Origin of the sequence: Pseudoalteromonas sp. 3D05, from assembly GCF_002723455.1 — a bacterium.
Lineage (GTDB): Bacteria > Pseudomonadota > Gammaproteobacteria > Enterobacterales > Alteromonadaceae > Pseudoalteromonas.
This window is the reverse complement of record NZ_PDUS01000005.1, coordinates 125972-143133: the sequence shown is the minus strand read 5'-3', so window position 1 is coordinate 143133 and position 17162 is coordinate 125972. Positions and strand designations below refer to the sequence as shown.

Sequence of the window (17162 nt, the reverse complement as noted above, 5' to 3'; positions counted from 1 at the left end):
ATTGGTAGGTAACGACTACCAGTACGCCTAACCCTAAGTAAAGCAATAAAAAAACAACCATCAACAAGTAAAATACAGGTAACTATTATGAAAGCACAACTAAAACTGTCCACCCTGTTTTTGTCCATGAGTGCCATTTTCAGTGGCGCAACCTTGGCTGCTGAAGAAGATAAAAAAACGGAAAAAGAAGCCGAGGCTGAGCAAGTAGAAGTAATCGAAGTCAGAGGTGTTCGCTCGAGTATTAAGGAATCCCTGTATTTAAAACAGCAAGCTGTTGGGGTTATGGATGCCATCGTTGCAGAAGATATCGGTAAGTTCCCAGACCAAAATATTGCAGAAGCACTACAACGAATGACAGGTATTGCAATTACCCGTAACGGTGGCGAGGGGCAAAACGTGACCGTGCGGGGTTTAGGTGGTGACTATAACGTGACCACCGTTAATGGTCGGCGCATGGCATCAGAGCATTCCAGCCGTAATTTTAATTTTGATTTAATCGCCCCAGAAATTGTCCAATCCCTCGAAGTATATAAATCTCCACAAAGTAAAACACAAGAAGGCGGCATAGGCTCTGTCATCAATATTAAAACCCGTAAACCGCTTGATTTAGATGGATTTACTTTATCAGGCAGTGCCAAAGGCATTTATGAAGAACGAACGGGTGATGTAAATCCGCAAGCATCTTTCTTAATTAGCGATACATTTTTTGATGACACCTTTGGCGCATTATTTACTGCTGTTTACTCTGAGCGTACACAACGTGCTGATTCATATGAAGGCCAAGGCTTCTATGACCCAGATGAAAACGTAGACGTTCGTATTCCAATCGATAGTAATGGCAATGGTGAGCTTGAGGACAATGAGAAATCATATCCGTCTATAATTCCAGGCTACGTGCGCTACTCAAACTGGCAAGATACACGCGAACGTCTTGGCGCAAGTCTAGCGTTGCAATGGCGCCCATCAGATAAGTTTGATGTGAACTTTGATAGTATGTATTCACAGTATGAAACTAATGGTGAGCAATACCAAATCTCCTTTGTGACCTACGATGAGTCTTGGACTCCCGGCATTCCGGCAATCGGTGAGGTAAAGTTTAATGAAGATGGCAATGCAAACTACGTAGAACTTGTTGATGGCGCTATGGCCGAGCTGCTGAATGTTTCCGTACCGCGCAATACCGATACATGGCAATGGGGCTTCAATACTGTTTGGTATGCCACTGATAACTTAACTGTTGATCTAGATATCTCACAATCACAAGCTAAAAATGTTAGCAATGGTAATAACCGCTTTATTGTAGCCCGTGGTTTTGTTGATGGCATCACCATCGACCAAACTGGCAGTAATATGCTACCAGATGTAACGATGACACCAGCGCTTAGCTCAGAGCAACCTTTTGGTGCGCACTACAGCTATAACTCTGGCACCGATGTGAAAGACAAAATCGAAGAAGTACGTCTCGCAGCAACTTATATTCCTTCTTTTGAGCTAGTAAAAGATGTGCAATTTGGCTTACATTACGGCAAACAAACGAAAGAGCGCAGCGTATTTAAATCTAAAAATGCCTCCATGTTTAGTAACGGTGGTGCTTACTTTAAAAACTCTGAATACGATAGCTTTGATGACTCTAGTGTTGAAGAGCTTGGCGGCTTAAGTTTATTCCGCTTACCTGCTGATGTGCTAGTCCCAGCTAATTTTGATAACTTCTTAGATGGCGAACCAGGCAAGCACCCAGATCCATGGGCCAGCTTTGATTACGATAAGCTTTATGCTTTTTATGAAACAATCAACCCACAAGCCGCTAAAGATAAAATTATTGCAAAAAACAGCCCGCAAGACTCCTTTGCATTAACAGAGCAAACCCTAGCAGCCTTTGTTGAAACAAACCTACAAGGCGATATCGGTCAATTCCCTTTTGCACTGAACATGGGTGTTCGCGTTATTAAAACCGATGTCACATCGGATGGCTATACCTTTGATGTTGAAAATGTTCGCTACAATGTGACTGAAAAAGACGGTGCGTTAAGCTATCGTGTTGATGGTGATATTGACGATTATTATGCACGTTCAACAACAGATGAAAGCTACACCGACGTACTACCTAGCTTAAACTTCAAGCTTAACTTACGCGACGATTTACTGTATCGCTTTAGTGCCGCAAAAGTGATCACACGGCCAAACCTTAGTTACTTATCACCGTATAGTTACTTAGACTTTAATAATGCTGAGTACCATGCCTCTAACCCTGGTATTGAGCCACTCAGAGCAAACCAGCTTGATAGCACAATTGAATGGTATTTTTCTGATTATGGCGCACTTACATTTGCAGCGTATTATAAAGATATAGAATCTGTCATAGCTCGTGGCCGTGTCGGCACCGCGCAAGTGGGTAATTACTTTAAAGATGACGTTGAAGTTGAAGGGCCTGTTTTTACTAAAATCTCACCAACGTCAGAAAAAGGCGCAACCATATTAGGCTTTGAAACAGCTTACCAGCAATCGTTTGATGAAGTACTTCCTGCCCCCTTTGATGGCTTAGGTGTACAAGTAAACTATACTTACACAGACAGCAGCTACGATGATGAAGAGCTAAACGATCTTCCTTTTGTTGGCATGTCTGAACACTCATATAATGCTGTGATTTATTATGAGAAAGGTGATTACCAAACGCGTATTGCTTATAACTGGCGTGATGATTACTTAGTATACCCAGATGCATGGGGCGGACCTGAGTGGGCGGCCGATTATGGTCAGTATGATTTTAGTGCAAGTTACAACATTACTAAAAAAATGCGCGTTGATTTAAGCGTCACTAATTTAACAAACGAGCGACAATGGTCGTATGTTAAAACTGAAGAACAAATTCGTCGCTTGGCGCGCTATGGCCGCTCGATTAGCTTAGGCTTTTCTGCGTCATTTTAATAGCACCTCTTCAACTAAGCGCCGTTTATCGGCGCTTTTTTATGGAACATACTATGAGATTTTTACTACTTGTTAGCTTATTATTGGGCGGTTTACTTTCTCCCTTAGTCGCAGCAAATCAAACCACTGACTACTTCATTCCCAGCTATGGCAATAGTGCCACCAACCATAGCATTGTAGAAAATAAAAACCTGCTCAGTGACCAAGGAATTACTCACTGGCAAGACCCTGCAGTACCAATTAGCCACTACTTTTATTTGCCAACAAACGCCCCTTTCAATTTAAAAATACGTGCAAAAGTTACTGGCGGAAACAGCCAATTAAAAGTCACTTTTAATCAGCAAAGCCAGATCATCAAGCTCACAAATCAACAATTCCAAGATATCGACCTGGGGCAATTTAACCCAACAGATGCAGGCTACCAGCAGCTGATATTGAGTGGACTCACTCGAAGTGCAAGAACCTTTGCAGATATTGAAGGGATCATTATCACGCTAGATAAAAACATCGCCGCACCTTTATATGTCAAAGACGATATTTACTGGGGCCGTCGTGGTCCGTCAGTACATTTAAATTACCCTATAGATGACACTTCAAAAGACTATCAATGGTTTTACTCTGAGCTCACAGTACCAAAAGGCTATGATCATCAGGGCTCATATTTTATGGCTAACGGGTTTGCTGAGGGTTACTTTGGTATACAGGTTAACTCTGAAACCGAACGCAGAGTTTTGTTTTCAGTGTGGAGCCCATTTCAAACGGATGATCCGACAGCTATCCCTGTTGAAATGAGAATTCAACTCTTAGCAAAAGGCAACAATGTATACACAGGTAAATTTGGTAACGAAGGCTCTGGCGGTCAAAGTTACCTCGTTTTCCCATGGCAGGCAGAGCAAACCTATCGTTTTTTATTAAAAGTAAACCCGACTGAAAACCTTAATAACAAAACCGATTACAGCGCATACTTTTATGATCCTAGTAATGAAAAGTGGCTCTTCATCGCTTCTTTCAGGCGCCCCAATACCAATACATATGTAGCAAGGCCACACAGCTTCTTAGAGAATTTCATTCCAGATGCAGGGCAATTCGAGCGCAAAGCGTTATACGGTAATCAGTGGCTCAGGGATACTGATGGCAAATGGCACGCACTGACTAAAGCACGTTTTACCTATGATGCAACTGCCGCCAAGCAATCTAGAATGGATTATCAAGGTGGCACTGAAAACGCAGGCTTTTACTTACGCAACACAGGCTTTTTTACAGGCCCTACTAAATTGCATAGCGAGTTTGAGCGCCCAGCAAGTAAAGCACCTAAGGTAAACTTAAACGCCTTACCTAATCGCTAAGGTTATTACAACGTCGTGTTAGTCCAATCCGTATATTTGTCGCACCTTCAAGCGACAAATATACGCAAGATGTAAGCGTCGTTGGAATTGAAAGGGACTGCCATTCTTGCAAGTAACGTCTTGATATTAAGCTCTTCTGAAATGCTGAATCCTGCATTTTGAGGTGGTTTTGATATAAACGATTAAATAAGAGTTGCCGTGTGCTTGTAGCTTGGTAAGTAAATGTGGGGCTCCTTATGGACCTGCATTCGTGCCTCTACCTGTGTAAATTGAACTTGGAATATGTTCGCTAATACGAATTAGGGCTATAAGCGCAATCTAATAGTAAAAAATGATTAAAATAATTTTTCAAGAAAACTTCTCATTATAAAAGTTCAAAAATAGGGTTCGTGCTGCAAACCCTATTTTCATATTATCAAAATTTCACATCAATAAATTCAATTTGCGCCTCTGTGGTTGCACAACTCGCATTATTTTGAAAAACCACGTCGACTTTTTTGCCAGCGGCAGCTGCCGTTAAAGCTACAGATAGCATTGATTTATAATAATCGTTTGTTAAATATATTTTAGTGTACTTGGCACACCCTTCAAATAATACATAGGCGACCATTGGCCTGACACGAATGTTTTCAATCAACTTTCCTGACGCCCGATTATAAGCAAACACTGTGTCACTTAAAAATAAAAACACGAGTAAAATTAATGGTTTTTCATTATTTTCTTTAATTTATTAGAAGGAAACAGGTCAACAAAATGTAAGACCTGTTCCTGATATTTTGTAAAGGGCAAGATTCAAGACCTGACCCTATTCACTCCATATCACGATATGAATGCCACGCACCTAGGTGAATTACATCGCCCGGTGACGCGCTAGACCACGTTAAGCGACCCGTTGCAGCAAGTGTTAAGCTGTCATCTTCATCATGCCCAGATGCACCAAATGCGTCATTTTTATACACACCAACAGCATAGCGCACGCCGCTATTTTCAGAGTATTGATAAGCCGATACACCCCAACGGAAAAAAGGAGAGAAGGTATTTGCTAACGTACTGCGCTCAATTGTATTTATATGTTTAGAGCTGGTTAAAGCATTAAGCGACATATCCTCACGAATTTTACCGGCTTTAATTTTGAGGCCATTATCAAATGCATAACGAACCCGAGCCAAAACAATTTCTGCAGTCCCCTCACCAAATTCAAGAAGTAATTTATGATCCCAATTACCGTGCTCACTTTCTACATAAGTACGAATACGACGCGGGAAAAATCACTCCCTGCATCACCATCATTATTGGCGTTATACGCGCCGTTAAAATAGTTGTAATCGAGCTGAACACGACCACCAAATTCAAGGTCAAAGGCTTTATTACCTTCTAAAGAATCAACCTCTTTTTGCAATTTATCTAGTTGTTGCTGTAATTTTTCAGTATCGTTATTTGCCAATGCTGTCGAGCTTGCTAATGCCGCTACAACACAAAGCGCTAATTGTGTGTTACTTGCTTTCATTTGTGTTCTCCACACTCATTTTTATAATGGTTTGTTGTCAAAGATCAGGGCTACCTACTACGATCTAAATCGGAGCATAGTGTTAACGTGAAATTAACGAAATGTTTAGAAGTTAAGCTGCATTGATCGATCTAAAAATGATTAAAACCATAAAGTGCATGAACTTTATGAGCACAATAAATTAATGCGCGGTGGTAATTGGTTGATTTTTTATTTGGTTATACAAGTGATGTGCAAGAAAACACAGCTGCCTGCTTGACCGGAACTTTCTAATGGATGACCCTATTAACTTCCTTCTTTCTATTCACCTCATTTTAATTCTATCAGTAGCAATTATCACTTGAGGTCAAAAGCCTGTTGGACCTAAAGACTTTAAAGTCGAGCGGATAACTATTTATATAAGCAGAAAATGTTAGGTATAACACGTATTCGTCGCCTGATTTTAATTCAAATTCTTTATCATAAAAAACATCAAACTCTCGCTTTGAATATGGAGCAAGGACTAAACTCGATATAGGGTCATTACCTTCATAACTAGAAAGCTTGTTCTTTCTAGCATATTCCCAACGTGTGTAATGCTCTGAATATGATTTCTTTTGAACAACTTTAATGGCATCCGACTCCCAAATGCCGAACTTGTCATTTGCACCTTCTATATTTACATAGGTGCCTGTCATATTATGAAACTTTAAAGTAGCAATGCCTTTAACCACTGAACAAGTCACATCAATATAGACCTTACTATACAAACCAACACTATGTTCAGCAGCCATGCTAGACATAGTGTGAGATGATAAAATAGCACCCCCCAACAGTATCAATTTATCAATCACTTATAACCTCTTATTTTGGAGCACAAAATCAAGTGTATGAACATTTTTATATAGAGCAGCTCTATCTAACCTTTGACTGTCTAACGCCTGAGTGTCTGTATAAAAAGGGCGATACCGAGCATTATTAGCACGAATACTAATATTCTTTTTATTAAAATGGTAACCTCCATTCTGATGCTCCCCGCCAAATGAATGTGAAATCTCGTGTATCAAACCACTCACTGAACTACCATTTAAATAAGTTGTAGTCATTGATATCTCACCAGTAATTGTATTATAAATACTGGACTTCCCATGCATGATAAAGCTCATGAGCAGAAGTATAGAACCCTTCTGTTGATTTATATTACACTGCGCTTTCAGCATTTTGATGAGTGAATATAGGGGGGCAGGTCTTGTTTTTACCACTAATTACATAAAGTCAAAATGCACGACCTGACCCTACTCACTTTTCCTTTTGTTCCTGATATTTCATAAAAGGCAAAATACAAGACCTGACCCTATTTACCTCATTCAAGACCTGACCCTATTTACCTCATTTCTGTTTTCACCGTTCTCCTAGCTCGGCGAAAACATCCTTATTCAGATAGTTAATTTGACTATCTTTCATCCGGAAAAGGTGCTCTTCCTGATTAAAGACGCTCTCTCTTTTACTAAAGATTTCATTAATTATCTTTACTGAGACAGGATGTGATTCATTTGTATATTTCAATACCTTAGAGTTTTCATCTCTATACTCAGTTACAGCACAAGAGCTATGAAATAATTTAGACTCACTAGCTGGTTCAGTAGATAGAGCTCTTAACTTATCAAAAATCAATCGACCTTCTCCAACCTCTAAATTTTGAGACTTCCACCCTCCAAACTGAAAGAACTCATGCAACTCAAAGTGATTTTTCTTTTCAACAAGTAAATAATACATTAATGAATTTCCACCTGCTGTCTTAAATACAAAGTAAGAACCATCACTTATAATATTTGCACCTTTTTTTACTGGAGAGTTACTAAGCTCAAAAAATGAGTTTAAATTAGCCAACGTTAACCTGCACTTTTCTTTTTCTTTATAAGATTCAATAAAGAAAAAAGCTAAAAAAATAGCAATTAATATTGGTATAAATAAAACTTTAGTCAATTCTTGATTTCGCATCTTTATAACTATCCACAAAGCTATTTGAATTTTTACCTAGATCATGTGATAAACGAACCCACTGAGACCTTCTCTGTAACCTGATTTGATTGGTCCATTGAATAGCTTGCCTTTTTGCACTTCCACTTAACGGGGCGCCCAAAGTATTATCCCATGCATGGTAAAGCTCATGAGCAGAAGTATAGAACCCTTCTATTTATTTATATTACACTGCGCTTTTAACATTTTGATGAGTGAATATAGGGGGGCAGGTCTTGTTTTTACCACTAATTACATAAAGTCAAAATGCACGACCTGACCCTACTCACTTTTCCTTTATTCTTTATCGACTATTATCAGTAGTAAGCGAGTGCCGCTGCTCTTTCTATTTTACTAACAAACTCATAAAAATCGGAATTTCTAGTCATCCCTACAAAGTTATAGCTCTTGTAACTAGAGCTATTATTAACTTTGATTGAATAACAAGAAAAACCAAAAACATTTTCAGTTGTAAAATGATCAGAAACATTAACACTTTCTAATGATTTGGAAGAGGTAAGAACATTATTAACATATTGAGGTGATAATATACTAAAGACTTTACCTTCCTCATTATCTATATAATAAACAGTTCCTTTTGATATCTCATTTTCGAAAAGTGTTACACTATAGCTGTTACTGCTAGGATGCATATGTCGAACCAACATGAAGTTACTTAACTCCGAAGGTCCATTAACCCTCTCATGAACTTCACTTTCTAAGCTATCGATCACCTTCTCATTAAAGTTACATAACTTCTCATATTCATGTAAATTTGTTTCAAAATTGGAGCATGAAGTTATCAATGTAACACTAAGAGCAAGTAAAAATTTAAGGTATTGCATATAAGGTCCCTTTTCCAAGGTGATGCGTACGTTGATAATTTGCACCAGCTTGCATTCTTGTTCTGTTTGTATATCTAACAGCATGGGCTTTCATTACACCAAGCCCCCTGACAGGCCTACCCATCCTAATCCGATCGTTTGCTCCAAAGTAGCCACGAGTCATGGGTCTCCAAACATAAAATACTTTATGAGCTAATGCGAAGCTTGGAGAATCATTTACAACTCCTCTATTTATATGAATCGAAATCCTTTTTCTAGGATTAAAAACAATTACTGCAGAAACTATCGGGGTCAAGCTTTGTTTTTTTGCCACTAATTACATAAAGGCAAATGTAAGAACTGACCCTGCCCACTTACAAGCGACAAATATAAGCAGGTTTAATTGATAAAAGTTTTACGACGATATTAAAGCCTCATTTCAGGTGTGTCTTTAGGGATGACTAAATGCCCGTGTGTTTTAGCTTTAATTTCATCAACACTTACACCGGGGGCGCGTTCTAATAAGTGAAAAGCGCCGTCTTTAATTTCTAATAAGGCTAAATCGGTAATCACTTTATTAATACACCCCACACCAGTCAGCGGTAAGCTGCATTCTGAGAGTAGCTTTGATTCACCATGTTTATTCGCATGGGTCATGGTGCAAATAATGTTTTTTGCTCCTGCCACTAAGTCCATTGCCCCGCCCATGCCTTTAACTAACTTATTAGGGATCATCCAACTGGCGATACTGCCGTTTTGATCCACTTCAAACGCACCGAGCACAGTTAAATCGACATGGCCGCCGCGGATCATGGCAAAGCTCTCTGCGGAGTTAAAAATGGCAGCGCCTTTCGCCGCCGTGACGGTTTCTTTCCCTGCGTTGATCATATCTGCATCGACTTGCGATTCACTTGGATATGGCCCCATACCTAGCAATCCGTTTTCCGATTGCAACATTACCTCAATGCCCTCAGGCACATAGTTCGCCACTAACGTAGGTATTCCAATTCCTAAATTAGCATAGTAGCCATCTTGTAATTCCATCGCTACGCGCTTTGCTATTTGCTCTCGTGTTAACGCCATTATTTACTCCTTAAAGCTTTGCCGCTTGCGTAGTGATTTTCTCGATGCGCTTTTCAAATTCGCCTTTTATTACTCTATCGATATAGATACCTGGAGTATGAATTTGGCTTGGTTCAAGCTCGCCAGGCTCTACGATTTCTTCAACTTCGAGTACGGTTATCTTCCCTGCTGTAGCGGCCATGGGGTTAAAGTTCATCGCCGTATGGCGGTAAATGCAGTTACCGTAGCGGTCCGCCTTCCATGCTTTAACAATGGCAAAATCTCCGGTAATACTCGGCTCTAGTAAATAATCACGGCCATTAATGTTTCGGGTTTCTTTGCCCTCAGCCACAGGGGTACCCACTCCAGTTGCGGTGTAAAAGGCTGGTATGCCCGCACCACCAGCACGCATTTTTTCAGCTAAGGTGCCTTGTGGAGTTAGCTGTACTTCAAGCTCGCCACTGAGTAATTGTTGCTCGAATAGTGCGTTTTCACCCACATAAGAAGCTACCATTTTGCTAATTTGTTTATCTTCAAGCAGCACCCCAAGGCCAAAGCCATCAACCCCGCAGTTATTTGACACGACGGTTAAATCTCGCGTGCCTTGGCGTTTAATTTGCGCAATAAGCCCTTCAGGAATCCCACATAAACCAAAACCACCAGCAATCACCGTCATGCCATCTTCAAGGCCTGCTATAGCCTCATTGTAATTAGCTACTACTTTATCAAAACCTGCCATACGTCCTCCTATTGCGCTGTCCAACCGCCATCAATAGCGATTGCTTGTGCGGTAATATTACGTGCCGCATCTGCCATTAAAAATGTCACTGTATGATGTATTTCATCCAAACCAATAAAGGATTTTTTAGGCATAGGCGCAAGCATAATAGTATCGATAACTTGCTGCTCTGATAGACCATGTTCTTTAGCTTGCGAGGCAATTTGCTGCTCGACTAACGGCGTTTTTACATATGCAGGGCATACCGTATTAATGGTGATGTTGGCATCCCCTGTTTCCAGCGCCATGGTTTTAGCAAAGCCAATTAAGCCATGCTTAGCAGCAATATAAGCTGACTTATATTTAGACGCGACCATCGCATGAATAGAGCCAATATTAATAATACGGCCAAACTCTTGCTCCCGCATACGCGGTAACACCGCTTTGGTCATCATCGCTGGCCCAACCAACATCACTTGCTGTAAAAACTGCCATTTATCAGCAGGAAAATCCTCAAGTTTAGCTACATGCTGAATGCCCGCATTATTGATCAATACATCAATCGGCTGTTTAAATTCATTAAAAAATATCTCTATTGCATCACTATCAGCTACATTAAGCGCAAAACCTTGTGCATTTCCGCCTTGATCAATAATGTTAGCAGCGGCTTGTTCAGCGCTGTGCTGATGTAAATCAGTGACGATAATAAGATGACCTGCTTTGGCGAGTTGCTCAGCAATATAAAAGCCGATACCACTTGCAGCCCCTGTAATTAGTACCGTTTTACTCATGCGATTACTCCTTTAAAAAGTCACTGATAAGCTGAGCCTTTGGTGAGATAGAAAAAATGCCGTCTAAATGCCCCCAGCCGCCTTCAATCTCTGACATTTCAACGTCTTTACCTGCTGCTTTCATGGCTTTATAAACCGTTCGCATATTTTCAGGACGCAGTAATAAATCGTTTGTTGCAGGCAATAGTAAGGTTTTTGCTTTCACGTTTTTCAGTGCACTCGTTAAATCTCCTTGCATACCCGCGGTGAACAGCTGTGATGCACGGACTAAATACAACACGTGATTAGCATCTTGGGTTTTCGCACGTGCCATGGCTCGTGTTGCTAATGTTTGGCTAAGCTGTGGCAAGGTACGAATATCATTTAAAGCTCCTTGATCAAGTACGGTAAATTTAGGGAAACTGGCGTTATAAATAATCGGGTGCATGGCATCTTGAGTAATGTTCAACATGGTTGCAGCCAAACCATCTAGCGGCCGCTCTTTGTTGTAATAGTTGCCTTGCTGCCAGTTCTTATCTAATCGAATTGGCAATGCCCATTTTTCAAGGGCCGCCACCGTCCACGCATCCATGGTGGCAGCACCAATCACATGAATAAGTCGCTCAACTTGATCTGGGTAACGCACCGCCCACTCAAGCGCCTGGAATGACCCCATTGATGCGCCCATCACGGCGTGTAGCTTTTTGATGCCTAAGCTATCGAGCAACCGCTTTTGCACATTTACAAAGTCAGTAATTGTCACCACAGGAAAGTCGAGCCCATAGGGTTTATTAGTAGCAGGATTGATTGATGCAGGGCCCGTTGTAATTACATTTGGATCATGCCAATTGGCATTGACTAAAGTGTCAGAGCTGATCACAAAATACTTATTCGTATCAATGGCTTTGCCTGGGCCAATAATCGCATCCCAATACCCTGGTAAAGCGTCATCAGCGTTGTATTTACCTGCCGCATGGGAGGTGCCAGAAAAATAATGAGTAATTAAAATCACATTATCTTTGGCTTTATTCAACGTGCCGTAGCTTTCCCAGCCAATATCGACTTTGGCAATTTTTTTACCTGATACAGTGGTAAAATCTTTGGTGGTAAAATGTTGTTTCTCCACCAGCATGGGTGCAGCTTTGCCTGCACTAAATGCGGCACTGGTATAAAATAAAAGCAATCCGATAATTATTAATGTTGTTTTCATTGCCCTTCCTTAAAAAGTTATAAATAGACCTAATGCCAACGCGACACCAATAAGCGGAATAACCACAGTTAATGCAGCCAGCGGCCAGTAAGCGCGTTGATGTGTTTCATTACAGATAGCCCGTATCGTTGTCACCACGTAGCCATTGTGCGGCAAGCTATCGAGTGCGCCGGAGCTAATAGCCACCACACGGTGCAATTGTTCAGGATTAACGCCCATATCCAAATAACCCGGGGCAACAAGCGGTAGCGCAATGGCTTGACCGCCCGAGGCTGAACCTGTTAAGCCAGCAATAACGCTCACCGCCACCGCTGCACCAACCAGCTCATTACCGGGCATCTGGGTCATTAAATCAACCGCTGCAATAAATGCCGGCGACACTTTAGCCACCGCACCAAAACCGACCACAGCGGCCGTATTACCAATGGCAACCAAGGCACCCGTGGTCCCGACATTGATGGCATTAGCCATGTTATGAAAGTATTTAAAATTGATTGCCACAATACTTAACACGCCGCCGAGTAACGCCACAATTAAGGCGGTTTGCTGTAAAATATCGTGCAACATAAATGATAAAAGCAACACCACTATGAGCGGAATGACCCCAGTGATTGGGTGCGGTCGTTCACGCTCTAAGATCACCGGATCGTCATCACGGGCAGCAAATCGCTCACCGTTTGAAACTGCCTTTTTAATCATTTTGTTAAGCCAAACGTAACCCACTATCGCCATAAAAATAGCCACTACAAGGCTCACTTCCCATGCGGCATAGGGTGATGTACCAAGGTGCTTAACCGGTATCCAGTTTTGAATCTCTGGCGAGCCTGCCGAGGTCATGGTGAATGTCACCGAGCCAAATGCTAACGTGGCAGGAATAAAGCGCCGGGGTAAATCAGCGTCTTTAAACAAACTCAGCGCCATCGGGTAGACCGAAAACGCCACAATAAACACGCTAACGCCGCCATAAGTCAGTACCGCACAAGCAATGACCACTGCGAGTACGGCATGTTTCATGCCTAACTTGCCAACTATGTAGCTTGCTACGCTATCTGCCGCGCCGGTGTCTTCCATAAACTTACCGAATAATGACCCAAGTAAGAACATAAAAAACCATGCACTTAAAAAGCCAGCAAAACCATCCATATAGGCAGTAATAAAATTACTCTCTGCCGTTACTGGAAATATCGCCATCCCACTACTTAGCGCAACCAGCAGTGCACAGATTGGCGCGGCAATAAACAAGTTTACGCCACGCAACGTTAATATAATCAGCAGTATTAAACCGCCTAACAGCCCTATCATGCTCAGCATAGACATTCCTATAATTATTGTTATTACACAGATGAGGTGACATCGCAGTAATTGAATTTAGTCTTACGTTAAAACAGTAAAAATGACATAACACTAAGGTACTACATCGTTTAAATTTGGCTTAAAAGCTAGATAAGTCAAGGTATTGAGAGCGTATAGCACTATGGTACTAATTCCTTTTTCGCAACTATCTTCTACATTAAATGCAGGTGACATGAGCAATTAAGCAATCAACAAAGACAACAAAGACAACAAAAACAGGAACACACCATGATTAAGCTCAATCAAAAAATTACACCGGTTACTCTCGCCGTTTCACTGGCATTATTAAGTGCCAGCAGTATTGCCGCCGAGCAAACCACTCAAGCCAAAGGCGAGTTAGAACGCATTGAAGTAACTGCACGTAAAACCGTAGAGAACCTGCAAGAAGTCCCTGTGGCAGTGACCTCTATTGGCGCACAAGAACTTGCTGAGAATGGCATTAGCGTAATGACCGAAGTACAGCAGTTTTCCCCAAACACTACACTGCAAGCCAGCCGCGGTACCAATTCAACCATCACGGCATTTATTCGCGGTGTAGGCCAACAAGACCCACTGTGGGGTTATGAACCAGGCGTTGGTATTTATATTGATGACGTATATTTAGCGCGCCCGCAAGGTGCGGTACTGGATTTGCTCGATGTACAACAAATTGAAGTACTACGTGGCCCACAAGGCACGCTATATGGTAAAAATACCATTGGTGGCGCAATTAAATATGTGACTAAAGAAATGAGCGGCGATGCTACACTCAATGTGCAAGGCACCGTAGGTAGCTACAATCAAAAAGATTTAAAAATTACCGGGCAACTGCCACTGGTTGATGAGAAACTTTATGTTGGCTTTGGTTTTGCCACTTTAAACCGCGATGGCTTTGGCTCATTTTTAACCTCAGACCTTGATAATCAAGACCGTGAAAACTACAACAAAGACGTCACCGCCGCACGCGTAACGTTAGAATACACACCCACAGACGATTTATTTTTTAGACTCGCTTGGGATAAAACCGAAGATAAATCTAACGCTAAAGGCGGCTATCGTTTACTGCCAAGCTTACTCACTAATGCACCTGTGCCAGATAGCGTATACGACTCTTACACCAGCATGCCAACATGGAACAAAGTCGAGCTTGAAGGCTATAGCCTAACAGCGCGCTGGGATATAAGTAACAACACTAGCTTAAAGTATGTTGGCGCTAGCCGTGAAAGTTACTCGCCAACGAATATTGATTTTGATAATACGTCAATCCGCATTTTTGATGTTCCCGCTATTTACGATGATGAACAAACTACCCATGAGTTACAACTCAATCATCAGGGCGATAACTACAAAATGGTATCTGGGTTGTACTACTATGATGGCCAGTCATGCGGTCAGTTTGAAGCTATTTTAGAAGAGCTCGGTAAAAGCCTTGGTGCTCCAGGCCTCACTCGTGAAGTAAGTGGGTGCAGCAACTCCACCAGCAAAGCTGCCTACATTCAAGGTAGTTATGACTTTGACGATAAATGGTCTATGACACTCGGTGCGCGTTACACCCAAGACAGCAAAGAGGCAAAGGTTAATAACGGCCTGATCTTTGATACCGTTTATCCTGAATCTGGGTGGGTGCCAGGCTATGTTCGCCCAGAGGGTGACTTAGTCCCTACAGTCCTCGATGACAGTGAAGATTGGTCTCGCTTTACGCCTAGAGCGGGTATCGAATACCAATACAGCTCAGACATTATGTTCTTTGCAAGTTATGCACAAGGCTTTAAATCAGGCACGTTTAACCCACGGGCAACCACAGCAGAACCTGCCGCGAGACCAGAAGTGGTTGATTCAATAGAGCTAGGGATGAAAAGTGAGTGGAATAATAACCTTCGAGCTAATGTCACCGTGTTTACGCTTGATCACAAAGACCGCCAGTATATCTCAGTTCTACCGGGCGACAGCGCCGCTGATTTAAACCAGCGTTTAGGTAACATCGGTGAATCAACTTCAGACGGTGTTGAAGTCGAGCTCAGCTATGTAGCCACAGAATCACTCAGCCTTGATGCATCCATTGGTTACATAGATAGCAGCTTTGATAACGTAATTGATTACGACCCTACAACTGGCGAAGCATTTGATAAATCAGACCGTTTCAGTGTATCGAACACGCCGGACTTAACCTTTAACCTTGGCGCGACTTACCGTATGTATACCGACATGGGCGACTTTGTTATGAACGGTAATTACTACCACCGTGGTGACTATTCATTATTTGAAGAAGACAGCTTATTAACACAAGACGCTTACGGCATATTAAATGTCGGGATCACTTGGTACAGCACCGATGGCCAGTGGAGTGCTGGTTTATACGGTAAAAACCTCACTGATGAGCAGTATATGATTGGCGGCTACCAATTTGTTACTCCTGATCCTACTGCCCCTGCTGATGTCAGTAAATACACACCAGGCCTTGGTGGAGACAATACCTTGATTGGTTACTACGGCGACCCTCGTACGGTATCACTTACTATAGGCTATAGCTTCTAAGTGAGTGTTTTAAAGGTTTACCTGATATTTCCCTAGCAGGTAAACCTTGTTTCAACCCAAAAAATCACTTATAACTTATTGCCTTGGAGTATTAGGAATGTCTTTTGCTGTGAACACAATAATTGCCGATGATCACCCACTATTTAGAAGCGCATTGCGCCAAGCGGCTGCAACCTGTGTGCCTGAAGAGCATATAAAAGAAACCAGTGATATCGACGGCTTATTCACTTTACTCGCGAATCATCCTGAAACAGAACTGATTTTTTTAGACTTAACCATTCCCGGTGCCAATGGCTTACAAGCACTGTCACAACTGCGAAACCGTTACCCTGACATTTTAGTTATTATGGTCTCAGCTAACGAAACACCCACTATAATCAAACAAGCAATGAGCTTAGGTGCTGCGGGGTATATTCCAAAGTCATCATCTTTGGATGTCATAAGCGAAGCCATTAGCCATGTTCTCAATGGCGATACTTGGCTGCCAGTCGACATTGATTTAACCGATGTAGTCGTCAATGACGAGCAAAGCAGTTTTGCCCGTAACCTAGAAAAGCTCACCCCGCAACAATACCGTGTTTTAGCCATGATTGCTGATGGGCTGCTGAATAAACAAATCGCGTTTGAAATGTCGATTCAAGAAACCACCATCAAACAACATGTATCCGCTATTTTGCGCAAACTCAACGTATATAACCGCACCCAAGCAGGCATTTTATTTAACCAGCTATCTCAGGTGGGTAAAACCGAAGGCAGCCAATAAACCAAAACGCTTCCCAGTTTTCAGCGTTTTTCCCATAAATGGGAAAGACACTCATATCTAAAAAATAAAAACAATATATTTCAGCACCTTATATTCTGGCATGTTCTTAGCTTTAGTACTCGCAACGTGAGTTTAAAATTTTTTATCTCATGCACTAATCAAATAAACACTA

Annotated in this window: 14 protein-coding genes and 1 pseudogene; 4 read left to right on the top strand and 11 right to left on the bottom strand. The window is 41.7% G+C overall.

What is annotated here, in order from left to right; all coding sequences use genetic code 11:
• Positions 1–87: 87 nt before the first annotated feature.
• Both CSC79_RS07285 and CSC79_RS07280 read left to right on the top strand, forming a co-directional pair.
• Positions 88–2925 carry a TonB-dependent receptor gene (locus CSC79_RS07285; RefSeq protein WP_099295175.1) on the top strand — a complete coding sequence of 946 codons (2838 nt, stop codon included), beginning with the start codon at positions 88–90 and terminating at the stop codon, positions 2923–2925.
• Between the two features lie 53 nt (positions 2926–2978).
• Positions 2979–4271, top strand: a complete 1293-nt coding sequence (locus CSC79_RS07280) for a DUF3472 domain-containing protein (protein ID WP_099295174.1) — start codon at positions 2979–2981, stop codon at positions 4269–4271.
• 415 nt (positions 4272–4686) lie between these two features.
• On the opposite strand, the gene CSC79_RS07275 is transcribed toward CSC79_RS07280, so the two are convergent.
• The 11 genes and pseudogenes from CSC79_RS07275 to CSC79_RS07220 all read right to left on the bottom strand — a co-directional run bounded on the left by CSC79_RS07275 (position 4687) and on the right by CSC79_RS07220 (position 13671).
• The gene (locus CSC79_RS07275; RefSeq protein ID WP_143483823.1) at positions 4687–4938 is read right to left on the bottom strand and encodes a hypothetical protein; all 252 of its coding nucleotides are present in this window, start codon (positions 4936–4938) and stop codon (positions 4687–4689) included.
• A 148-nt stretch (positions 4939–5086) separates the two neighbouring features.
• Positions 5087–5778: pseudogene (locus CSC79_RS20335) on the bottom strand (porin); the annotation flags it as partial.
• A 323-nt stretch (positions 5779–6101) separates the two neighbouring features.
• Positions 6102–6611, bottom strand: a complete 510-nt coding sequence (locus CSC79_RS07265) for a hypothetical protein (protein ID WP_099295172.1) — start codon at positions 6609–6611, stop codon at positions 6102–6104.
• Positions 6612–6863, bottom strand: coding sequence for a hypothetical protein (locus tag CSC79_RS19985; RefSeq protein WP_143483822.1), 252 nt, complete (start codon positions 6861–6863; stop codon positions 6612–6614). It lies immediately after the preceding gene.
• Between the two features lie 295 nt (positions 6864–7158).
• Complete coding sequence (locus CSC79_RS07255) at positions 7159–7758, bottom strand: hypothetical protein (RefSeq protein ID WP_099295170.1); 600 nt, start codon at positions 7756–7758, stop codon at positions 7159–7161.
• A 335-nt stretch (positions 7759–8093) separates the two neighbouring features.
• Positions 8094–8705 carry a hypothetical protein gene (locus tag CSC79_RS07250; protein ID WP_143483821.1) on the bottom strand — a complete coding sequence of 204 codons (612 nt, stop codon included), beginning with the start codon at positions 8703–8705 and terminating at the stop codon, positions 8094–8096.
• Positions 8706–9026: 321 nt separating this feature from the next.
• Positions 9027–9683 carry a 3-oxoacid CoA-transferase subunit B gene (locus CSC79_RS07240; protein ID WP_099295167.1) on the bottom strand — a complete coding sequence of 219 codons (657 nt, stop codon included), beginning with the start codon at positions 9681–9683 and terminating at the stop codon, positions 9027–9029.
• Between the two features lie 10 nt (positions 9684–9693).
• The gene (locus CSC79_RS07235) at positions 9694–10401 is read right to left on the bottom strand and encodes a CoA transferase subunit A (RefSeq protein WP_099295166.1); all 708 of its coding nucleotides are present in this window, start codon (positions 10399–10401) and stop codon (positions 9694–9696) included.
• An 8-nt stretch (positions 10402–10409) separates the two neighbouring features.
• Positions 10410–11171 (bottom strand): 3-hydroxybutyrate dehydrogenase, encoded by a 762-nt coding sequence (locus CSC79_RS07230; protein WP_099295165.1) that lies wholly within the window; start codon positions 11169–11171, stop codon positions 10410–10412.
• 4 nt (positions 11172–11175) lie between these two features.
• Positions 11176–12360: a homoserine O-acetyltransferase gene (locus CSC79_RS07225; RefSeq protein ID WP_099295164.1), complete on the bottom strand. Its 1185-nt coding sequence runs from the start codon at positions 12358–12360 to the stop codon at positions 11176–11178.
• A gap of 9 nt (positions 12361–12369) precedes the next feature.
• Positions 12370–13671 carry a GntP family permease gene (locus tag CSC79_RS07220; RefSeq protein ID WP_099295163.1) on the bottom strand — a complete coding sequence of 434 codons (1302 nt, stop codon included), beginning with the start codon at positions 13669–13671 and terminating at the stop codon, positions 12370–12372.
• 270 nt (positions 13672–13941) lie between these two features.
• On the opposite strand from CSC79_RS07220, the gene CSC79_RS07215 reads away from it, so the two are divergent.
• Together CSC79_RS07215 and CSC79_RS07210 are read left to right on the top strand one after the other, a co-directional pair.
• Positions 13942–16227, top strand: a complete 2286-nt coding sequence (locus CSC79_RS07215; protein ID WP_099295162.1) for a TonB-dependent receptor — start codon at positions 13942–13944, stop codon at positions 16225–16227.
• A 97-nt stretch (positions 16228–16324) separates the two neighbouring features.
• Positions 16325–16990, top strand: a complete 666-nt coding sequence (locus CSC79_RS07210; protein WP_099295161.1) for a response regulator transcription factor — start codon at positions 16325–16327, stop codon at positions 16988–16990.
• The last annotated feature ends 172 nt before the right edge of the window (positions 16991–17162 follow it).

What these genes read in the sequence shown, in the direction of transcription:
- CSC79_RS07250 (WP_143483821.1), bottom strand. Translation starts at nt 8,705, where the DNA reads ATGCTGTTAGATATACAAACAGAACAAGAATGCAAGCTGGTGCAAATT.
- CSC79_RS07235 (WP_099295166.1), bottom strand. Translation starts at nt 10,401, where the DNA reads ATGGCAGGTTTTGATAAAGTAGTAGCTAATTACAATGAGGCTATAGCA.
- CSC79_RS07240 (WP_099295167.1), bottom strand. Translation starts at nt 9,683, where the DNA reads ATGGCGTTAACACGAGAGCAAATAGCAAAGCGCGTAGCGATGGAATTA.
- CSC79_RS07225 (WP_099295164.1), bottom strand. Translation starts at nt 12,360, where the DNA reads ATGAAAACAACATTAATAATTATCGGATTGCTTTTATTTTATACCAGT.
- CSC79_RS07215 (WP_099295162.1), top strand. Translation starts at nt 13,942, where the DNA reads ATGATTAAGCTCAATCAAAAAATTACACCGGTTACTCTCGCCGTTTCA.
- CSC79_RS07210 (WP_099295161.1), top strand. Translation starts at nt 16,325, where the DNA reads ATGTCTTTTGCTGTGAACACAATAATTGCCGATGATCACCCACTATTT.
- CSC79_RS07230 (WP_099295165.1), bottom strand. Translation starts at nt 11,171, where the DNA reads ATGAGTAAAACGGTACTAATTACAGGGGCTGCAAGTGGTATCGGCTTT.
- CSC79_RS07280 (WP_099295174.1), top strand. Translation starts at nt 2,979, where the DNA reads ATGAGATTTTTACTACTTGTTAGCTTATTATTGGGCGGTTTACTTTCT.
- CSC79_RS07285 (WP_099295175.1), top strand. Translation starts at nt 88, where the DNA reads ATGAAAGCACAACTAAAACTGTCCACCCTGTTTTTGTCCATGAGTGCC.
- CSC79_RS07255 (WP_099295170.1), bottom strand. Translation starts at nt 7,758, where the DNA reads ATGCGAAATCAAGAATTGACTAAAGTTTTATTTATACCAATATTAATT.
- CSC79_RS19985 (WP_143483822.1), bottom strand. Translation starts at nt 6,863, where the DNA reads ATGACTACAACTTATTTAAATGGTAGTTCAGTGAGTGGTTTGATACAC.
- CSC79_RS07220 (WP_099295163.1), bottom strand. Translation starts at nt 13,671, where the DNA reads ATGCTGAGCATGATAGGGCTGTTAGGCGGTTTAATACTGCTGATTATA.